This window comes from Blastocatellia bacterium, assembly GCA_035275065.1.
Taxonomy (GTDB): domain Bacteria; phylum Acidobacteriota; class Blastocatellia; order UBA7656; family UBA7656; genus DATENM01.
In genome coordinates this window covers 1-16,057 of the sequence record DATENM010000102.1, presented here as the reverse complement: position 1 = coordinate 16,057, position 16,057 = coordinate 1, and the positions used below count along the sequence as shown (strand labels likewise).

The 16,057-nt window shown below is 61.6% G+C and carries 14 protein-coding genes and 1 tRNA gene; 12 read left to right on the top strand and 3 right to left on the bottom strand.

The genetic code is table 11. The features are described 5' to 3' along the window. Nucleotides 1-82 precede the first annotated feature (82 nt). Nucleotides 83-1,642, top strand: coding sequence for an HD domain-containing phosphohydrolase (locus VJ464_22540; protein HKQ07922.1), 1,560 nt, complete (start codon nt 83-85; stop codon nt 1,640-1,642). Between the two features lie 35 nt (nt 1,643-1,677). Here VJ464_22540 and VJ464_22535 read toward each other — a convergent pair whose 3' ends face one another. Beyond that, complete coding sequence (locus VJ464_22535; GenBank protein HKQ07921.1) at nt 1,678-2,232, bottom strand: hypothetical protein; 555 nt, start codon at nt 2,230-2,232, stop codon at nt 1,678-1,680. Between the two features lie 56 nt (nt 2,233-2,288). Between VJ464_22535 and VJ464_22530 the strand changes: the two genes are divergently transcribed. Next, the gene (locus tag VJ464_22530) at nt 2,289-2,936 is read left to right on the top strand and encodes a hypothetical protein (protein ID HKQ07920.1); all 648 of its coding nucleotides are present in this window, start codon (nt 2,289-2,291) and stop codon (nt 2,934-2,936) included. A gap of 60 nt (nt 2,937-2,996) precedes the next feature. Here the strand turns inward: VJ464_22530 and VJ464_22525 are convergent, their stop codons facing one another. Together VJ464_22525 and VJ464_22520 are read right to left on the bottom strand one after the other, a co-directional pair. Next, nucleotides 2,997-3,566 carry a hypothetical protein gene (locus VJ464_22525; protein ID HKQ07919.1) on the bottom strand — a complete coding sequence of 190 codons (570 nt, stop codon included), beginning with the start codon at nt 3,564-3,566 and terminating at the stop codon, nt 2,997-2,999. Nucleotides 3,567-3,656: 90 nt separating this feature from the next. Then, nucleotides 3,657-3,730 (bottom strand) — tRNA-Glu (locus VJ464_22520). A 554-nt stretch (nt 3,731-4,284) separates the two neighbouring features. Between VJ464_22520 and VJ464_22515 the strand changes: the two genes are divergently transcribed. The 10 genes from VJ464_22515 to VJ464_22470 all read left to right on the top strand — a co-directional run. After that, nucleotides 4,285-4,947, top strand: coding sequence for a cytochrome c3 family protein (locus tag VJ464_22515; protein HKQ07918.1), 663 nt, complete (start codon nt 4,285-4,287; stop codon nt 4,945-4,947). Nucleotides 4,948-4,994: 47 nt separating this feature from the next. Beyond that, nucleotides 4,995-8,456, top strand: a complete 3,462-nt coding sequence (locus tag VJ464_22510) for a TAT-variant-translocated molybdopterin oxidoreductase (GenBank protein HKQ07917.1) — start codon at nt 4,995-4,997, stop codon at nt 8,454-8,456. A gap of 4 nt (nt 8,457-8,460) precedes the next feature. Next, nucleotides 8,461-9,858, top strand: coding sequence for an NrfD/PsrC family molybdoenzyme membrane anchor subunit (nrfD, locus tag VJ464_22505; GenBank protein HKQ07916.1), 1,398 nt, complete (start codon nt 8,461-8,463; stop codon nt 9,856-9,858). Between the two features lie 21 nt (nt 9,859-9,879). Beyond that, nucleotides 9,880-10,428, top strand: coding sequence for a DUF3341 domain-containing protein (locus VJ464_22500; GenBank protein ID HKQ07915.1), 549 nt, complete (start codon nt 9,880-9,882; stop codon nt 10,426-10,428). 138 nt (nt 10,429-10,566) lie between these two features. After that, complete coding sequence (locus VJ464_22495) at nt 10,567-11,241, top strand: cytochrome c (GenBank protein HKQ07914.1); 675 nt, start codon at nt 10,567-10,569, stop codon at nt 11,239-11,241. Next, nucleotides 11,241-12,458 carry a hypothetical protein gene (locus tag VJ464_22490; protein ID HKQ07913.1) on the top strand — a complete coding sequence of 406 codons (1,218 nt, stop codon included), beginning with the start codon at nt 11,241-11,243 and terminating at the stop codon, nt 12,456-12,458. Before VJ464_22495 ends, VJ464_22490 begins: the two co-directional genes overlap by 1 nt. A gap of 63 nt (nt 12,459-12,521) precedes the next feature. Then, nucleotides 12,522-13,079 carry a hypothetical protein gene (locus tag VJ464_22485; GenBank protein HKQ07912.1) on the top strand — a complete coding sequence of 186 codons (558 nt, stop codon included), beginning with the start codon at nt 12,522-12,524 and terminating at the stop codon, nt 13,077-13,079. 65 nt (nt 13,080-13,144) lie between these two features. Next, nucleotides 13,145-14,068, top strand: a complete 924-nt coding sequence (locus VJ464_22480; protein HKQ07911.1) for an SCO family protein — start codon at nt 13,145-13,147, stop codon at nt 14,066-14,068. 2 nt (nt 14,069-14,070) lie between these two features. Beyond that, nucleotides 14,071-15,171 (top strand): cytochrome c oxidase subunit II, encoded by a 1,101-nt coding sequence (coxB, locus tag VJ464_22475; GenBank protein HKQ07910.1) that lies wholly within the window; start codon nt 14,071-14,073, stop codon nt 15,169-15,171. Nucleotides 15,172-15,271: 100 nt separating this feature from the next. After that, the coding region (locus VJ464_22470) for a cbb3-type cytochrome c oxidase subunit I (GenBank protein ID HKQ07909.1) at nt 15,272-16,057 on the top strand (786 nt) is incomplete at its 3' end.

The following is a 16,057-nucleotide window of genomic DNA, read 5'->3' as shown; positions in this document are numbered from 1 at the left end:
GGGTTCGGGCGCATGTGAGATGCGCGGCTATTGATGGGTTGTGCCAGCCGCGCTGAAGGTCTCGGGCGTCGCAGGGGGAGCTATGGTGAAGCCAGCCAGCCTGACATTGCAAGATGACAAAGGCGAAGCGCGCGACCTCGATGTCGAATCGGTGCCGTTTCGCATCGGGCGTCTTGGCGCGAACGATCTAAAGCTCGACAACCCATACATCTCGCGCCATCACGTCGAGATCACGCTTGAGGGCACGACCTACCTGGTGCGCGACCTCGGCAGCACGTCGGGGACGTTTGTCAATGGCCGCCAGGTGAAGCGCTCGAAACTGAAGGACGGCGACCGCATACGGCTCGGCAGAGCGCACGGCGTCGAGTTCGTTTTTCACAACGACCGCGACTGCGAAGCCGACGAAACCATGTCCGACGATGAAGACGGGCTGCAACCGGTGCGCATCATTCAACCGCAGGACGCGCGCTTTCTCAACACCGCCAAGCTGCCCGACTCGGGGGCGCTCTCTGACCAGACGGTCAACACCCTGCGCTCGCTCTACGAGTTTATGGGCGATCTGCTGACCGTGCATTCGGCCAACGAGCTGACCAGTAAAGTCGTCAGCTTTTTGCAGCAATCCCTACGAGCAGATCGCTGCGCCGTGCTGTTGTTCGATGACGACAAGGGGTGCCTGGAAGTCGCCGCGGCAAGCGGCGACGCCTTCACGCCGAGCAGCAGCGTGACCAGCCGCGTCTTCGACGATAACGTCGCGGTGTTGAGCCTCGACGCCAGCGCCGACGAGCGCTTCAAGGCGGGCGACTCGATCCGCTTCCAGTCCATCCATTCGGTGATGTGCGCGCCCATCGGCTCGAAGACGCGCGCCTGGGGCGTTTGTTATGTGGATAACACAACGCCTGAGCGGGCCTTCCACGACGAAACGCTCGACTTTCTGGCGGCGGTGGCGCATCACGCCGGGTTGGCGCTTGAGAACATCTACCTGCTCGAAGAGCAGCGGCGCTCGCTCGAAAGCTTCATCCGCACGCTGGCCGCCTCGCTCGACGCGCGCGACGACAACACCGCCGGCCATTCGGCGCGGGTCGGCGCGATCAGCATGGGCATCGCCCGGCGCATGGGATTGAGCCCGAATGATTGTCGGCTGATCTACTACGCCGGCTTGCTGCACGATTATGGGAAGATTGGCGTGCGCGACGATGTGTTGTTGAAGCCCGCGCAGTTGACCGCCGAAGAGTACGCGCACGTCAAAGAGCACCCGATGCACACCTTCAGGCTGCTTTCGAAGATGCGCTTTCCCGAAGACCTCGCCGAGATTCCTTTCGTCGCGGCGGCGCACCATGAGCGCTGGGATGGGACAGGTTACCCGCACGGCCTGAGCGGCGAAGAGATTCCGCTGGGCAGCCGCATCGTCGCGGTGGCCGATGCCTACGACGCGCTGACGGAAGACCGCTGCTACCATGAGGGCTGGGAGCCCGCGCGCGCTGTCGTCGAGCTGACGCGCCGCTCGGGGACTTACTTCGACCCCACAGTGATAACCGCCTTCACGGAATACTTCGAGAGAGAGATGATGCCTCGCATTGATGATCTGGCGGCGCGCCGCCAGGAGGTGAAGACCCTGATAGAGGTGCCGGTCGAAAGCCGCTAAGTCACCCACGTAAATATAATGGCTGGTCTATGTGATCAGAACGTTTCGCGCCGCTCCTTGGTGAAGCGGACGAGCAGGTTGATGATGCGCGCCAGTCCCTCGACGACCGCCAGCCCTGCGCGGTCCTGCCGGTGAAAGACCGCCGTGCGGGTCTCGTCCCCGGCGCGATAACGAATCAACAAAACATAATCGTGCTGCTTCTGCTCTGTGGGACCGGGCTTTTTCTTAAAGAACCAGGACATGCCGAAAGGCAGGATCAGGAATCGCCAGAGCGGTGTAGGCGGCGGCGCGGCTTGTGTGGTAAGCGAGGCATCAACGGTGGTGGCATCGATGATGACCGGCGCATTGATGCGCGCGGTGCGGCTGCCGGGCATCTGCTCGCTGACCTCGATGCCGCTGGCGTCAATCAACAGCCGCACAGGTTGAGGATCGTCCAGGCGTTCGAGCCCATCCAGATAATCGACTTCAACGCGCGTCGCCTCGAACTGCGACGGCGCGCCCCGGTCAATCATCGGCAGGCCGCACCAGATACAGCGCCGCGCCGCCGCCGCATTTGCGCGCCCACATTCCTGGCAATAAGCTGGTGTCATGCGTTCTCGATCATTCAAGCGACGGACGCGCCCGCGTCGAGATTATAGGAATGAGCGTGAGCAAACTTCAACGGTTATTATTCTGGTTGGCCTGGGCGGTCGCCCTGGTGTTGCTGGGCCGCTTCAGTATTGACTTCATCAAAGAGATGCCGGCGTGGATAGCCGCGCCGTTCGTCTTGCTGGTTGCCGCGGCGCTCGGCATCGCCGCAATGAACCTCGTCGCCGGCGAGCGAGCGCCTGCCGGGCACGAAAGGACGGGCGCGGCGGGCGTGGTCAGGCTTCTGTTGATGGCTTCGATTCCGCTCGGCTTTATCGCCTCGTCGCTCGACTGCACAGGCCTGAGTCTGGTGGGTTGCACGCCGTTTTGCACCTTCATCAAGACAATCTGGATTCCTGTGCTGGCCGTGGGCGGCGCGGCTTATTTCTGGTGGCGGACGCCGATAATGATGACGCTGCTGTTGCTCGGCAGCGCCGTGCCGCTCGCGCCGCACTGCTTATGTTTCAATCCCGGCAATGGCTGGTGGATCGAGCGGCTGGGGGCGAGCCCCACCTGTTACGCCTGGGGCTTCGTGGTGAGCCTGATCGCGCTCACCGCGCTCGGGGCGGGGAAGCGCGTGTGGCCGTCGCTGCTCGTCAATGGCGCGATTATCGGCGGCGCGACGGCCTTCTTCGTCGGCCATCATTACTTTCATTTTCCGTGGTAAGCGCAGGCCACGATGCGGAGGCGACTCAACGGATCGCCTCCGCTCGACGAGCGCCCGCTTCTATTTGCGCTCGCCGAATGAGCGGGCGAAGAGGTCGCCGATGGCGCGGCGGCCATTCTCTTCGAGCTGGCGCGTGCCTGTGCCGCTGAAGTGGATGTGCTCGATGACCGGCAACTGATCGCCCGCCAGCTTGACCCAGTCGCGCTGATCCCACTCGAACCAGGCGTCCTGCTGTTGGTCGAAGACGTAGAGCGGTTTGTTACAGAGCTTGGCGAACTCGGCGCCCCAGCCCGTCCCGCCTTTGACCGTCTTGTCTTCGAGGATTTCGCCGATGACATAAATCTCCTGGCTCTTATTGATCTGATACCAGATGCTTTGCAGGATTTTGCGGAAGGTCGGGCTGTCGGCATAGCGGCGGTTCATCAGCTTCGAGACGTATTCGAGGCTGACGTCGCCGGCGAGCAACTCTTCGTGGTTGAGATAATGGAGGCCGCGGGCGCGGACGATGCGGTGGCCCTCGAAGGTGTAGTTGACCTCTTCGATGCCGAAGGCTTCGGCTTGCGCGCCGAACTCGGCTTCGGCGCCCTGCGCGCCGCCGCTGAAGAGGATGCAGTCTTGTCGATTCAACATGTCTTACTTTCCCTTTCTGATGATTTCGTGATGATCCTTATAAAATGAAAAAGGTAGAGCCGCGCCGGGCGACTCTACCTCAGTGACCAGTACCGCTAACGGGACTCGAACCCGTAGTCTCTGCCTTGAGAGGGCAGCGTGTTAACCACTTACACCATAGCGGCAGACGATGCGCTCGCGTTTCAAACATACGGTGCGGCGCTGCAAAGAGCTGGCGAAGTCTTAGTATACCTAGCGTCCACGGCATTGGCAATGCTCGCCTGATTGGCACTCATCGGGCCGAAAGACGAACGCGCTTATAAACACGGGCCGGGGTATTAAATCACTTGATTTCTTTTTTTATAAAATTTCATACCGCAAAACTGCAAATCCGGTTTGCCCTTTTAGGGGTTGAATGGTTATATATCAGAATTCAAGCTTCACCGTTCACCAGTTGCATTGATGAAGTTTGCTGGTTGTTGCGCTTGTGGCTAAAACAGGAAGGGCGCGACGGTGCGCCGGAATGATGTTTAACCCGAAGTCGCAAACTTAGCGCCGGTTATCACGCAACCGTGGTCAAGACCGTGGGAACACATTCATCTCAACTCGGCAAGCATCCCTGGCTTGCAGCCGCAAATCCATCTGTAGTCAGTCGTCAGTAAGTCTCGCGCCGGGCCCGCTGAGCCGCGTGGCCAGGAGCGACGTGTGGTCGAGAGTCCAAGACGGGGTTGATTAGACAATGAGCCAAGTCTTTCATCGCAGCATGAACGTCGTTTCCAAGGTCAGCGCCATCGGGGCGGTTGTCCTGATTGGCGCGATCTTCTGGTTTATGGATGCCTGGTCGCGCTCCGGCTACAACACGCAGGCGTTCGTGTCGCGCGTCCAGCCCGTGCAATTCAGTCATAAGCACCACGCCGGCGACGACGGCATCGATTGCCGCTACTGCCACACTTCTGTCGAAACCTCGGCGACCGCCGGCATCCCGCCGTCGAAGACCTGCATGAATTGCCACTCGCAGATCTGGTCGAATGCGCCATACCTTGAGCCGGTGCGCGAGAGCTTTCGCTCGGGCCAGCCCATCAAGTGGGTGAGGGTGCATGATCTGCCGGACTTCGTCTATTTCAACCACTCGATTCATGTCAACAAGGGCGTCGGCTGTTCGACCTGTCACGGGCGCATAGACCAGATGCCACTGGTGATGCAGGTGCAATCGCTACAGATGCAGTGGTGTCTCGACTGCCATCGCAACCCGGAAAAGGTCCTGCGCCCACGGGATCGCATCTTCGACATGAGCTGGGCGCCGGGGCCGGACCAGGACCAGCAGGGCAAAGAGCTGGCAGAGAATGTCTATCACCTGCAAAACACGAACGTCCTCACCAGTTGCAGCACCTGTCATCGCTAAGCGTTGAGAACGCGAAACGCCTAGCTGATTGAGGAGATCATCAAGCAATGAGCGAGCTTGTTCAACTGAAGGGCTTGACCGGCAAAGCGGCGGACGACGCGCACCACGATGACGCGCACCACGATCAGGCGCATCATGATGGCGGGCATGACGATCACGCCCGCCATCATCACGGACATCACCATCACGATGACGCGCACGCCCACGACCATAGCGCCGCCGCGACCGATGCTTCGGCCGCGCTTGCCACACTGCGCACACGCCTGAGCGGCAAGAGCGGCAAGGCGTACTGGCGCAGCCTCGAAGAGCTTGCCGATTCCGAGCAGTTCTATGAGGCGCTGCATCGCGAGTTCCCCGAAAACGCCTCGGAGTGGAACGACCCCGTAGGCCGCCGCCGCTTCATGCGCTTGATGGGCGCCTCGCTAGCACTCGCGGGGCTGACGGCCTGCACCAAGCAGCCGCCGGAATACTTCGCGCCTTACGCCAAGCAGCCCGAAGAGGTGACGCTTGGGCGGCCGCTCTTTTTCGCCACCGCCATGCCGTTTGCCGGCAGCAGCATCGGTCTGCTCGCCGAAAGCCACGAAGGCCGCCCGACGAAGATCGAAGGCAACAAAGACCACCCGGCGAGCCTCGGCGCCACCGACCTCTTCGCGCAGGCGTCGGTGCTCGACCTCTATGATCCCGACCGCTTGCAGACGCTCACCTACATCACGGACCCTGCGACCTGGGGGGATTTCATCAATGCGGTGCGCGCCTCTGTGACGCAGCAGCGCACCCCTGAGATTGGCGGCTCCGGATTGCGCATTCTTTCGGAAGTCGTCACGTCGCCGACACTGACTTATCAGATCAAGTCTTTGCTCGCGGAAATGCCGAACGCCAAATGGCATCAGTATGAGCCCGCGGCCTCCGACAGCGCCCGCGAAGGCTCGCGGCTCGCCTTCGGCCAGTACACCAACGCCGTCTATCGCTTCGATAAAGCTGATGTCGTGGTCGCGCTCGATGCGGACTTCCTGTCGTGCGGCGCGGCAAGCGTCCGCTACGCGCATGACTTCGCCGAGCGCCGCCGCCTGAACGAAGAGAAGCGGGATATGAACCGCCTCTACAGTATCGAAAGCTCGATGACGCTCACAGGCTCGATGGCCGACCATCGCTTGCCTGTGCGACCGAGCGAAGTCGAAAGCATCGCCCGCGTTCTCGCCGCCAAACTCGGTGTCGCGGGCGGCGGCTCTGCTACGACTTCGCACGACGCCTGGGTGAATGCCGTCGCCAACGACCTGCGCGGCAAGCGCGGCGCCAGCATCGTCATTGCCGGCGACACACAGCCGCCAGTCGTTCACGCCCTGGCGCATGCGATCAATCAGTCGCTCGGCAACGCCGGCAGCACAGTGCTATACACCGAGCCGATTGAAGGCAACCCGGTTGACTGCAACGCCTCGCTCAAAGAGCTGGTCGCGGACATGGACGCGGGGCGCGTCGATACGCTGTTGATCCTTGGCGGCAACCCTGTGTTTACGGCACCTGCCGACCTCGGATTCAAAGAAAAGCTGAGAGACAAGGTGCGCCTGCGCATCCACCTGACCTCGCACATCAACGAGACCGCCGAGCTATGTCAGTGGCAGGTCAACGAGGCGCATTACCTGGAATCGTGGAGCGACGCGCGCGCCTTCGACGGCACGGCGGCGATCATTCAGCCGCTGATTGCGCCGCTTTATAACGGCAAGACGGCGCACGAAGTGGTTGCCGCTTTTTCAAGCCAGCCTGACCGCCGCAGCTTCGACATCGTTCGCGATTACTGGATGCGGCGCTTTGCGGCGGGCGGCGAAGAGCCGCCGGTTGCCGTCGCTCGCGCCGCCGCGCCGGCGACACCGCCGGGCGCTGCGGGCGCGACGGGCGGGACAGCGGCGCAGCAGGTAGCGAGCCGCGCCGCCGCGAACGCTCAGGCGGGACAGACACAGGCGACACCCGCGCCGCCCGCCGCGCCGCCGCCGCCCGCGGTTGACGCACAGCGCTTCGAGGCGCAGTGGCGAAAATGGCTGCACGACGGCGTCGTCCCGAACACCGCCGCCAAGCCGCGCGCCGGCGCTGCGGGCGCGAACCTGCCGCCACCAACCAATCAATCGAGCTCGGATTATGAAGTCGTCTTCAAGCCCGACCCGACCGTTTACGACGGGCGCTTTGCCAATAACGGCTGGCTTCAGGAACTGCCCAAGCCGATCAGCAAACTGACCTGGGACAATGCCGTTTATCTCAGCCCAAAGACGGCGGTGACGCTCGGCATCGGCAAAGAGAAGGACGGCATCGGCCACAACGACACGGGCTGGACGGGCGGCGATTTCTACGCAGACATGATCGAGCTGACGCTCAATGGGCGCACGCTGGTCATGCCAGCCTGGATTCAGCCGGGCCACCCTGACGGCGTCTTCACGGTCTTTTATGGCTATGGCCGCACGCGGGTTGGCCGCGTCGGCGAAGGCACGGGCTTTGACGCCTACGTGCTGCGCGGCAGCGACGCGCCGATGTTTGCCACAGGCGTCAAGGTGCGCAAGACCGGCGACACCTACAGGCTCGCCGCCACGCAGCTCCACCACATGGTTGATATGTCGGGCGTCGGCACCACTAACGACCTGGCGGCACGCGACATCATCCGCTCCGGGACGCTCGAAGAGTGGAAGAAGAACCCGTCGCTCAATCGCGAAGAGTACGACGCCAAGCAGCCCGGCCACGCGGGCGGCAAGCCGGACCTGGAAGGTGAGCGCGAGCCGAAGCTTTATCCCGAATACGAGTACTCGAAGGGCTACCGCTGGGGCATGTCGATTGACATCAACTCCTGTGTCGGCTGCTCGGCCTGCGTTATGGCTTGCAACGCCGAAAACAACATCCCGGTCGTCGGCAAGGAACAGGTGATGCGCAGCCGCGAGATGCACTGGCTGCGGGTTGACAGCTATTATCGCGGCGACGAAGTGAACCCGGAGACTTTCTACCAGCCGCTGCCCTGCCAGCAGTGCGAGAAAGCGCCGTGCGAAGTGGTCTGCCCGGTGGGCGCCACCGTGCACAGCGCCGAGGGCCTCAACGACATGGTCTACAACCGCTGTGTCGGCACGCGCTACTGCTCGAATAACTGCCCGTACAAGGTGCGGCGTTTCAACTTCCTGCTCTACCAGGATTTCTATACAGAGCCGCTGAAGCTGCTGCGCAACCCGGAGGTCAGCGTGCGCAGTCGCGGCGTCATGGAAAAATGCACCTACTGCGTGCAGCGCATCCAGCGCGCCAAGATCGATTCCGAGCGCGAGGGCCGCAAGGTGCGCGACGGCGAGGTTCAGACCGCCTGCGCCCAGGCATGCCCGACGCAGGCGATTGTCTTCGGCGACATCAACGACCCCAATAGCCGCGTCGCCAAGCTCAAGGCGCAAGAGCGTAACTATGACCTGCTGGCCGAGCTTGGCACACAGCCGCGCACGACCTATCTGGGCGCGGTGAAGAATCCGAATCCCGAACTAGGGGGAGCCTAAGCGTATGTCGAAGTTTCCGCATGACACGATGGACATCAGCGACGAGACGATCACGCCGGCGGCGGTCATCGGCCCGGGGCAGACCTTTGGCACGGTGACCGACAAGATTGCCAGCCTCGTGCTGACCGGCCACACGCCGAGATTCTGGTACATCGGCTTTGGCGTCGCCTTCCTGGGCATGGGCATGATGTTGGCAACCATCGTCTACCTGGTGCTGACCGGCATCGGCATCTGGGGCAACAACATCCCGGTCGGCTGGGCCTTCGACATCATCAACTTCGTCTGGTGGATCGGTATCGGCCACGCCGGCACGTTGATCTCGGCGATCCTCTTGCTGCTCAAGCAGCAATGGCGCACCTCGATCAACCGCTTCGCCGAAGCCATGACGCTGTTTGCGGTGGCCTGCGCAGGGCTGTTCCCGCTGCTGCATACGGGCAGGCCGTGGCTCGCCTACTGGCTCTTTCCTTATCCTTCGACGATGGGGGTCTGGCCGCAGTTTCGCAGCCCGCTGATCTGGGACGTCTTCGCGGTCTCGACCTATGCGACCGTATCGGCGCTGTTCTGGTACGTCGGCCTGATACCGGATTTAGCGACCCTGCGCGACAAGGCGAAGAAGAGAGGCGTCAAGGTTGCCTACGGCATCTTCGCGCTCGGCTGGCGCGGCTCGGCGCGGCACTGGGCGCGTTATGAAACCGCTTACCTGTTGCTTGCGGGACTGGCGACGCCTCTGGTGCTTTCTGTGCACACGGTGGTGAGCTTCGACTTCGCGGTGGCGCAACTGCCGGGCTGGCACACGACGGTCTTTCCGCCCTACTTCGTCGCCGGCGCCATCTATTCGGGCTTCGCGATGGTCTTGAGCCTGGCGATCCCGATGCGCAAATGGTACGGGCTGGAATCATTAATCACCGAGCGCCACCTGAACAACGCCGCCAAGGTCATGCTGGCGACGGGGATGGTGGTCGCCTACGGCTACCTGATGGAAGCTTTCATGTCGTGGTACAGCTCGAACACCTTCGAGCAGTTCATGATGAAGAATCGCGCCCTCGGTCCTTACGGCTACATGTACTGGCTGTTGATTCTCTGCAACATCCTGCTGCCGCAGATGCTATGGTCGAAGCGGGTGCGCCTGAACATCCCGCTGCTGTTCGTGCTGTCGATTGTCATCAACATCGGCATGTGGCTTGAGCGTTATGTGATCATCGTCACCAGCCTCTACCGCGACTTCCTGCCGTCGTCGTGGGGCGCTTACTCGGCGACGAAGTTTGACTTCACGATGTTTTTCGGGACCATCGGTTTCTTCCTGACCCTGATGTTCTTATTCGTACGGTTCCTGCCGGCGATTTCGATATTCGAGATTCGCTCGATCTTGCCGCAGGCGAAAGTGAAGTCGCACGAGGCATGAGCCGAGGAAAGGAAAACGGACATGATAGATGGAGCAGGGAAGCGAGGGTTGTACGGCTTGCTGGCGGAGTTCGACAACCCGACCGACGTGGTGCGCGCCGCCGAGCGCGTCTATACGGAAGGCTATCGCCGGATCGATGCCTACAGTCCATACCCGATTGAAGAGTTGAGCGAGGCCATCGGCTTTCACAAGAACCGTGTGCCGCTGGTGGTGTTGATCGGCGGCGTGCTCGGCGCGTCGGGCGGCGCGGCGCTCTGCTACTGGGTGTCGGCCATCGCCTACGCCGAAAACATCGGCGGGCGGCCATTGTGGAGCTGGCCGGCATTCATCCCCGTGGCCTACGAGTTAACGATCTTGCTTGCGGCCATCTCGGCGGTCGTCGGCATGATCTTGATGAACGGTCTGCCGCAGCCGTACCACCCGGTCTTCAACGCGCCGCGCTTCGAGCTGGCGAGCCGCGATCACTTCTTTCTCGCTATCGAGGCAGCCGACCCGAAGTTCGACCTCGCTCAGACGCGCGCCTTCCTGGCGACGCTGGGCGCTAACGAAGTCGTTGAAGTGCCATTCTAGAGTGGCGCAGGAAAACCGTAGCCGTGTGGATTCAGCAATGAATAGACAGAACATCAGACAATCGAAGCAGCGACGCAGACGGCACCTGCTTTTTGCCTTTTGCCTTTTGCCTTCCTGTCCGCCGCCTGCCGTCAGGACATGCACGACCAGCCGAAGTATAAGCCGCTGCGCGAAAGCATCCTGTTCCGCGACGGACGCAGCTCGCGCCCGCTCGTAGAAGGCACGGTGGCGCGCGGCTTCCTGCGCGAAGACAGCGAATACTACACCGGCAAGGTTGGCCAGAATCCACAAGGCAGCGCCCCCGCCGCGCAGCCGATGGGCGCGACCGGCACGACCACCGATACACAGCGCACCGCTTCGAGCCAGACGGGCCAGGAGGCGCAGGCCGGGACGTCGCCCGCGGCCACGGGCGAGTTCGCAGGCTTCACGACGACCTTCCCGATCCCGATTGACCGCGCCGCGATTGACCGCGGCCAGGAGCGCTTCAACATTTTCTGCGCCGTCTGCCACGGGCAGCTCGGCGACGGCAACGGCATGATTCCCAAGCGCGGCTATCGACAGCCACCGACTTATCATCAAGACCGATTGCGGCGCGCGCCCGTCGGCTACATCTTCGACGTTGCGACCAACGGCTTCGGGGCGATGCCCGATTACGCGTCGCAGATTTCGGTAGATGACCGCTGGAAGATCGTCGCCTACATTCGCGTCTTGCAGTTGAGTCAGCAGGGCACCGCGGCGGACGTGCCGGCGGGCCAGAAGATCGGCATCCCCGCGGAAGCGGAGGGCGAGCAAAAGCAAGGAGAGCACAAGTAATGATCGAACTGAAGGAGGTCGCCGCCCCGAATGTCGAAGGTTTCCGCGGTCGCGTCGTGGTCGTCGCCGGCATTGGGATCGCTCTGGCCATCGTCGGCTGGGTGGTGAACGAAGAGCAATTCTACCGATCTTACCTGCTGGCCTATATGTTCTGGCTCGGGCTGACGCTCGGCTCGCTCGGCCTGTTGATGATACAGCATATGACGGGCGGCGCCTGGGGCATGGTGGTGCGGCGCAACTGCGAAGCGGTGGCGCGGCTGTTTCCGCTGATGGCGCTCCTGTTCATCCCCTTGCTTGTCGCCGTGCTGCGCCAGAAGCTCTACATCTGGACGCAGGACCCGTCGCTGTGGTCTGCCGAGATGCACGGCGCCATCGATCAGAAGGCGCATTACTACCTCAACGTGCCATTCTTCATCGTCCGCGTGGTGATCTACTTTCTGATCTGGTGGCTGTTCAGCTCGCTGTTGAACCGCTATTCGCGCCGCCAGGACGAGACCGGCGACCGTTTCATTTCTAAAACCATGTCGAAGATCAGCGGGCCGGGCATCGTAATCTGCGGCCTCATGATCACCTTTGCGACGATTGATTGGACGATGTCGCTCGACCCGACGTGGTTTTCGACGATCTGGGGCATCATCTTCATCGGCGGCCAGTTGCTCTCGGCCATGTCGTTCTCGATCATCGTGCTGACGATCCTGTCAAACGACGGGCCGCTTACAGGCGTTGTCAAGCCGGCGCACTTCCACGACATGGGCAAGCTGACGCTGGCGTTCCTGTTGCTGTGGGCCTATTTCTCGGTCTCGCAGTTGATCATCATCTGGTCGGGCAACATTCCCGAAGAGGCCAAGTGGTATACGCGGCGGCTGGGCACGAGCTGGAAGGTGGTCGGATTGGTGCTGGTGCTGCTCCACTTCGCTATCCCCTACCTGATGTTGCTGTCGCGCGACCTGAAGCGCCATTCACGCCGCTTGATCTGGCTGGCGGTGTGGATGATGATCATGCGCTACGTTGACCTCTACTGGCTGTTCGGGCCAGAGATGCACGGCTCAATTGAAGGCCGCGCCGTGCCGCTTACGGTGAGCTGGCAAGACATCGTGATGTGGTTCGCCATCGGCGGCATCTGGTTATGGTTCTGGGCCGGCGAGCTGCGCAAGCGCCCGCTGCTGCCGTTGAAAGACCCGTTCCTCGAAGAGGGGCTGCACCCCAGTCATCACTAGCCCTGTGGCGGCAAGGCTTGGACGGCGAGCGGTTTGTTACAATAGGGAGAAGAGGCACTGGATATGGCTCATCGAGATAAACTGGATACTTCTTTCATCAAGAACCCGGACGTTGCCCACGAAGAGAGCGACGTCAACATTCGCCCGATTGCCTGGTTCATGGTGTGGCTGACGGTGGCCACGGCGGTCGTGATGCTGCTGATGATCGGGCTCTACCGGTTTCTCGATAATCAGGCGACGAGGCAGGACGAGCGGCAGCGCTCGCCGCTCGCGGGTGAGCGCAACCCGATCCCGCCGGGGCCTGTCTTGCAGCTGGCGCCGAACGCCGCCGGCCAGATCAAGCCGCCCGAAGGCAACAACACCCCGACCGCGGAGTTTGATCAGGCGCGCCGTGAAGAGAGATTGAAGCTGGAGAATTACACCTGGGTGGATGAAAGCAAGGGCGTCGTCAGCTTACCGATTGACCGCGCCGCCGACCTGGCTCTTGAGCGCGGCCTGCTGAAATCGAGGCCGCCGGCTGTGACCTCAACACCCGCTGCCAGGCCCGCTTCCGAAACCCCGGAACCCGGCAGACTGCAACAGGGGCAGAGCGACCGCAAGCAGGGCGATGAAAAACACTAGGTGAAGGCAAAAGGCAAAAGGCAAAAGGCAAAAGTTAAGGAGTTGCATTGCAGCAAGATTTAGTTATGAAGTTGACCACGAAGCGACATCAATCGAATCAGAATCGCAGCCGCATCAGGCGGGCAATCACTTTTGCCTTTTGCCTTTTGCCTTTTGCCTTTTGCCTTTCGCTCGCGCCTCTGGCGTTAGCGCAGAACTGGGAGACCAGCGGGCCGCCCAAACAGGAGCGCGTCGCCAACAGCAAGCCGAAGCTTTTGGAAAATGTCGGCATCGATCAGCGGCTCAACCAGCAGGTGCCGCTCGACATAACGTTCCGCGACGAGTCGGGCAACACCGTGCGGTTGGGCGATTACTTCGGCGACAAGCCGGTCGTCCTCTCGCTGGTCTACTATAGCTGCCCGCAGCTTTGCAGCCAGGTGCTCAACGGCCTGACCGGCAGTCTCAGCACGCTCCGGGACTTCAGCATCGGCAAAGAGTACACGGTGCTGACGGTGAGCTTTGACCCGCGCGAAAAGCCTGAGCTTGCGGCCAAGAAGAAGAAAACCTACGTCGATTGGTATAGGCGCGAGGGCGCCGGTGCGGGCTGGCACTTCTTGACCGGCGACCAGGAGCAGATTGACCGGCTGACCGAGGCGGTCGGCTTTCATTACAACTGGGACCCGGCGACGCAACAGTTTGTCCACGCCAGCGGCGTAATGCTGCTGACGCCCGACGGCAAGCTGTCGCGCTACTTTTACGGCATCGAGTACTCGGCCAAAGATTTGCGGCTCGGGCTGGTCGAAGCGTCGAACGGCAAGATCGGCTCGGCAGTTGATCAAGTCTTGCTCTACTGCTTCCACTATGACCCTGAGCAGGGCAAGTACGGCTTTGTGGTGATGAACCTGATACGGCTCGGCGGGGCGATCACGCTGGTGGGCGTCGCCGCGCTGATCTTCATCATGCGGCGCAAGACCGCGCAGCGCCAGCGCGAACTGGGAGGGCTTGTTTAGTTATGCAGATACCGGTGCCGTTTTCTCCAGACCAGGCTTCGTCCTACGCGAACGACACAGACAACCTGTACGCCTTTCTGTGGACGCTCACCATCGTCTTCGGCCTCGGCCTGGTGATAGCCGTCTTCTTCTTCGCCATCAAGTACCGCCGCCGCTCTCCCAACGAAGTCGGCCACCCGGTCGCGGGCGCGATCAGCCTGGAGCTGACCTGGACGATCATCCCCTTCTTAATCTCGATGGGCATCTTCGTCTGGGGAACCGAGCTCTATTTCAAGATCTATCGCCCGCCCGCCAATGCCAAGGAAGTCTACGTCGTCGGCAAGCAGTGGATGTGGAAGATTCAGCACACCGAAGGCCAGCGCGAGATCGACGAGTTGCATGTCCCTGTCGGCACGCGCATCAAGCTGATCATGACGACCGAGGACGTGATTCATAGTTTTTATATCCCGGCTTTTCGCATGAAGCTGGACGTGGTGCCGGGCCGTTACAGCAATGTCTGGTTCGAGCCGACGCAGGTCGGCAAGTACGAGCTGTTCTGCGCCGAATACTGCGGCACCAGCCATTCGGGGATGATCGGCTCGGTCTACGTCATGGAGCCGGCGGATTATCAAGCCTGGCTCTCAGGCGGCACAGGCGAGGGGACGCCGGCGCAGCAGGGCGAGAAGTTATTTCAGCAGCTCGCCTGTAGCAGTTGCCATCTGGCGAGTGGGCAGGGGCGCGGGCCGCGCTTGCAGGGCGTCTTCGGGTCGACCGTCGAATTGGCCGACGGCTCGAAGGTGGTGGCGAACGAGGATTATGTTCGTGAATCGATCCTCAACCCGCGGGCCAAAGTCGTCGCTGGCTTCCAGCCGATTATGCCGACCTTCCAATCTCTGGTGAGCGAAGAGCAGGTCTTGCAACTGGTCGCCTATGTGCGCTCGCTTACGCAGGAAGGGCAGGGCAGCAATGCGGGCGGCGCGGCGGGCAGCACGACCAGCGGCACGGCAACCGGCAGCGCGGCCAGTGCGCCGGCCAGTGCGCCGGCCAGCGGCACCGCGACGCCGCCAACCACGCAGAGCAAGGGTAACGCCGGTCAGGCCCCGAAGCCGAAGCCGAGACCGTAGATGTGGCGCAAGCTGTTAGCTTGCGCAGTGACTCGCGCAAGCTAACAGCTTGCGCCACAGGGCGCGCCGTGAGGCCGCATTAATCGCAAGGTATTCGATTATGAGCACAGAAGCCGAAGTCATTGTTCCGCCGGTCAACTATCTCAACGCCGCCTACGGCGTGAAGTCGTGGCTGCTGACGAAAGATCATAAGCGCATCGCCTTGCTCTACCTGGCGACCGTGACCTTGTTCTTTTTCGTCGGCGGTCTCTTCGCCGCGGGGGTGCGGATAGAGCTGCTGACGCCGAAGGGCGACCTCTTGCAGTCCGACACCTATAACCGTTTCTTCACCATGCATGGCATCGTCATGGTTTTCTTCTTCCTGATTCCGTCCATCCCGGCGGTCCTGGGAAACTTCCTCATCCCGATCATGATCGGGGCAAAAGACCTGGCCTTCCCGCGCATCAACCTGCTGAGCTGGTACATCTATGTCCTCGGCGGATTGTTCACGATCCTGGCCATCGTGCTGGGCGGCGTTGACACCGGCTGGACGTTTTACGCGCCTTTGAGCACGAACTACGCCAACGGCAACGTGCTGCTTGCGGGGATCGGCGTCTTCATCACAGGGTTCTCATCTATTCTGACGGGGCTGAACTTCATCGTCACGGTGCATACGATGCGAGCGCCGGGGCTGACCTGGTTTCGGCTGCCGCTGTTCGTCTGGTCGCATTACGCCACCAGCCTGGTGATGATCCTCGGCACGCCGGTCATCGCCATCACCGTGCTGTTACTAGCGCTAGAGCGCATCGCCCACGTCGGCATTTTCGACCCGGCCCTCGGCGGCGACCCTGTGCTGTTCCAGCACCTCTTCTGGTTCTACTCGCACCCGGCGGTCTACATCATGATC

Excerpts from the sequence above, each read along its gene's own strand:
- VJ464_22535 (HKQ07921.1), bottom strand. The coding sequence starts at position 2,232 with ATGACACCAGCTTATTGCCAGGAATGTGGGCGCGCAAATGCGGCGGCG.
- coxB (HKQ07910.1), top strand. The coding sequence starts at position 14,071 with ATGCAGATACCGGTGCCGTTTTCTCCAGACCAGGCTTCGTCCTACGCG.
- VJ464_22485 (HKQ07912.1), top strand. The coding sequence starts at position 12,522 with ATGGCTCATCGAGATAAACTGGATACTTCTTTCATCAAGAACCCGGAC.
- nrfD (HKQ07916.1), top strand. The coding sequence starts at position 8,461 with ATGTCGAAGTTTCCGCATGACACGATGGACATCAGCGACGAGACGATC.
- VJ464_22510 (HKQ07917.1), top strand. The coding sequence starts at position 4,995 with ATGAGCGAGCTTGTTCAACTGAAGGGCTTGACCGGCAAAGCGGCGGAC.
- VJ464_22525 (HKQ07919.1), bottom strand. The coding sequence starts at position 3,566 with ATGTTGAATCGACAAGACTGCATCCTCTTCAGCGGCGGCGCGCAGGGC.
- VJ464_22490 (HKQ07913.1), top strand. The coding sequence starts at position 11,241 with ATGATCGAACTGAAGGAGGTCGCCGCCCCGAATGTCGAAGGTTTCCGC.
- VJ464_22500 (HKQ07915.1), top strand. The coding sequence starts at position 9,880 with ATGATAGATGGAGCAGGGAAGCGAGGGTTGTACGGCTTGCTGGCGGAG.
- VJ464_22540 (HKQ07922.1), top strand. The coding sequence starts at position 83 with ATGGTGAAGCCAGCCAGCCTGACATTGCAAGATGACAAAGGCGAAGCG.
- VJ464_22495 (HKQ07914.1), top strand. The coding sequence starts at position 10,567 with ATGCACGACCAGCCGAAGTATAAGCCGCTGCGCGAAAGCATCCTGTTC.
- VJ464_22480 (HKQ07911.1), top strand. The coding sequence starts at position 13,145 with ATGAAGTTGACCACGAAGCGACATCAATCGAATCAGAATCGCAGCCGC.
- VJ464_22515 (HKQ07918.1), top strand. The coding sequence starts at position 4,285 with ATGAGCCAAGTCTTTCATCGCAGCATGAACGTCGTTTCCAAGGTCAGC.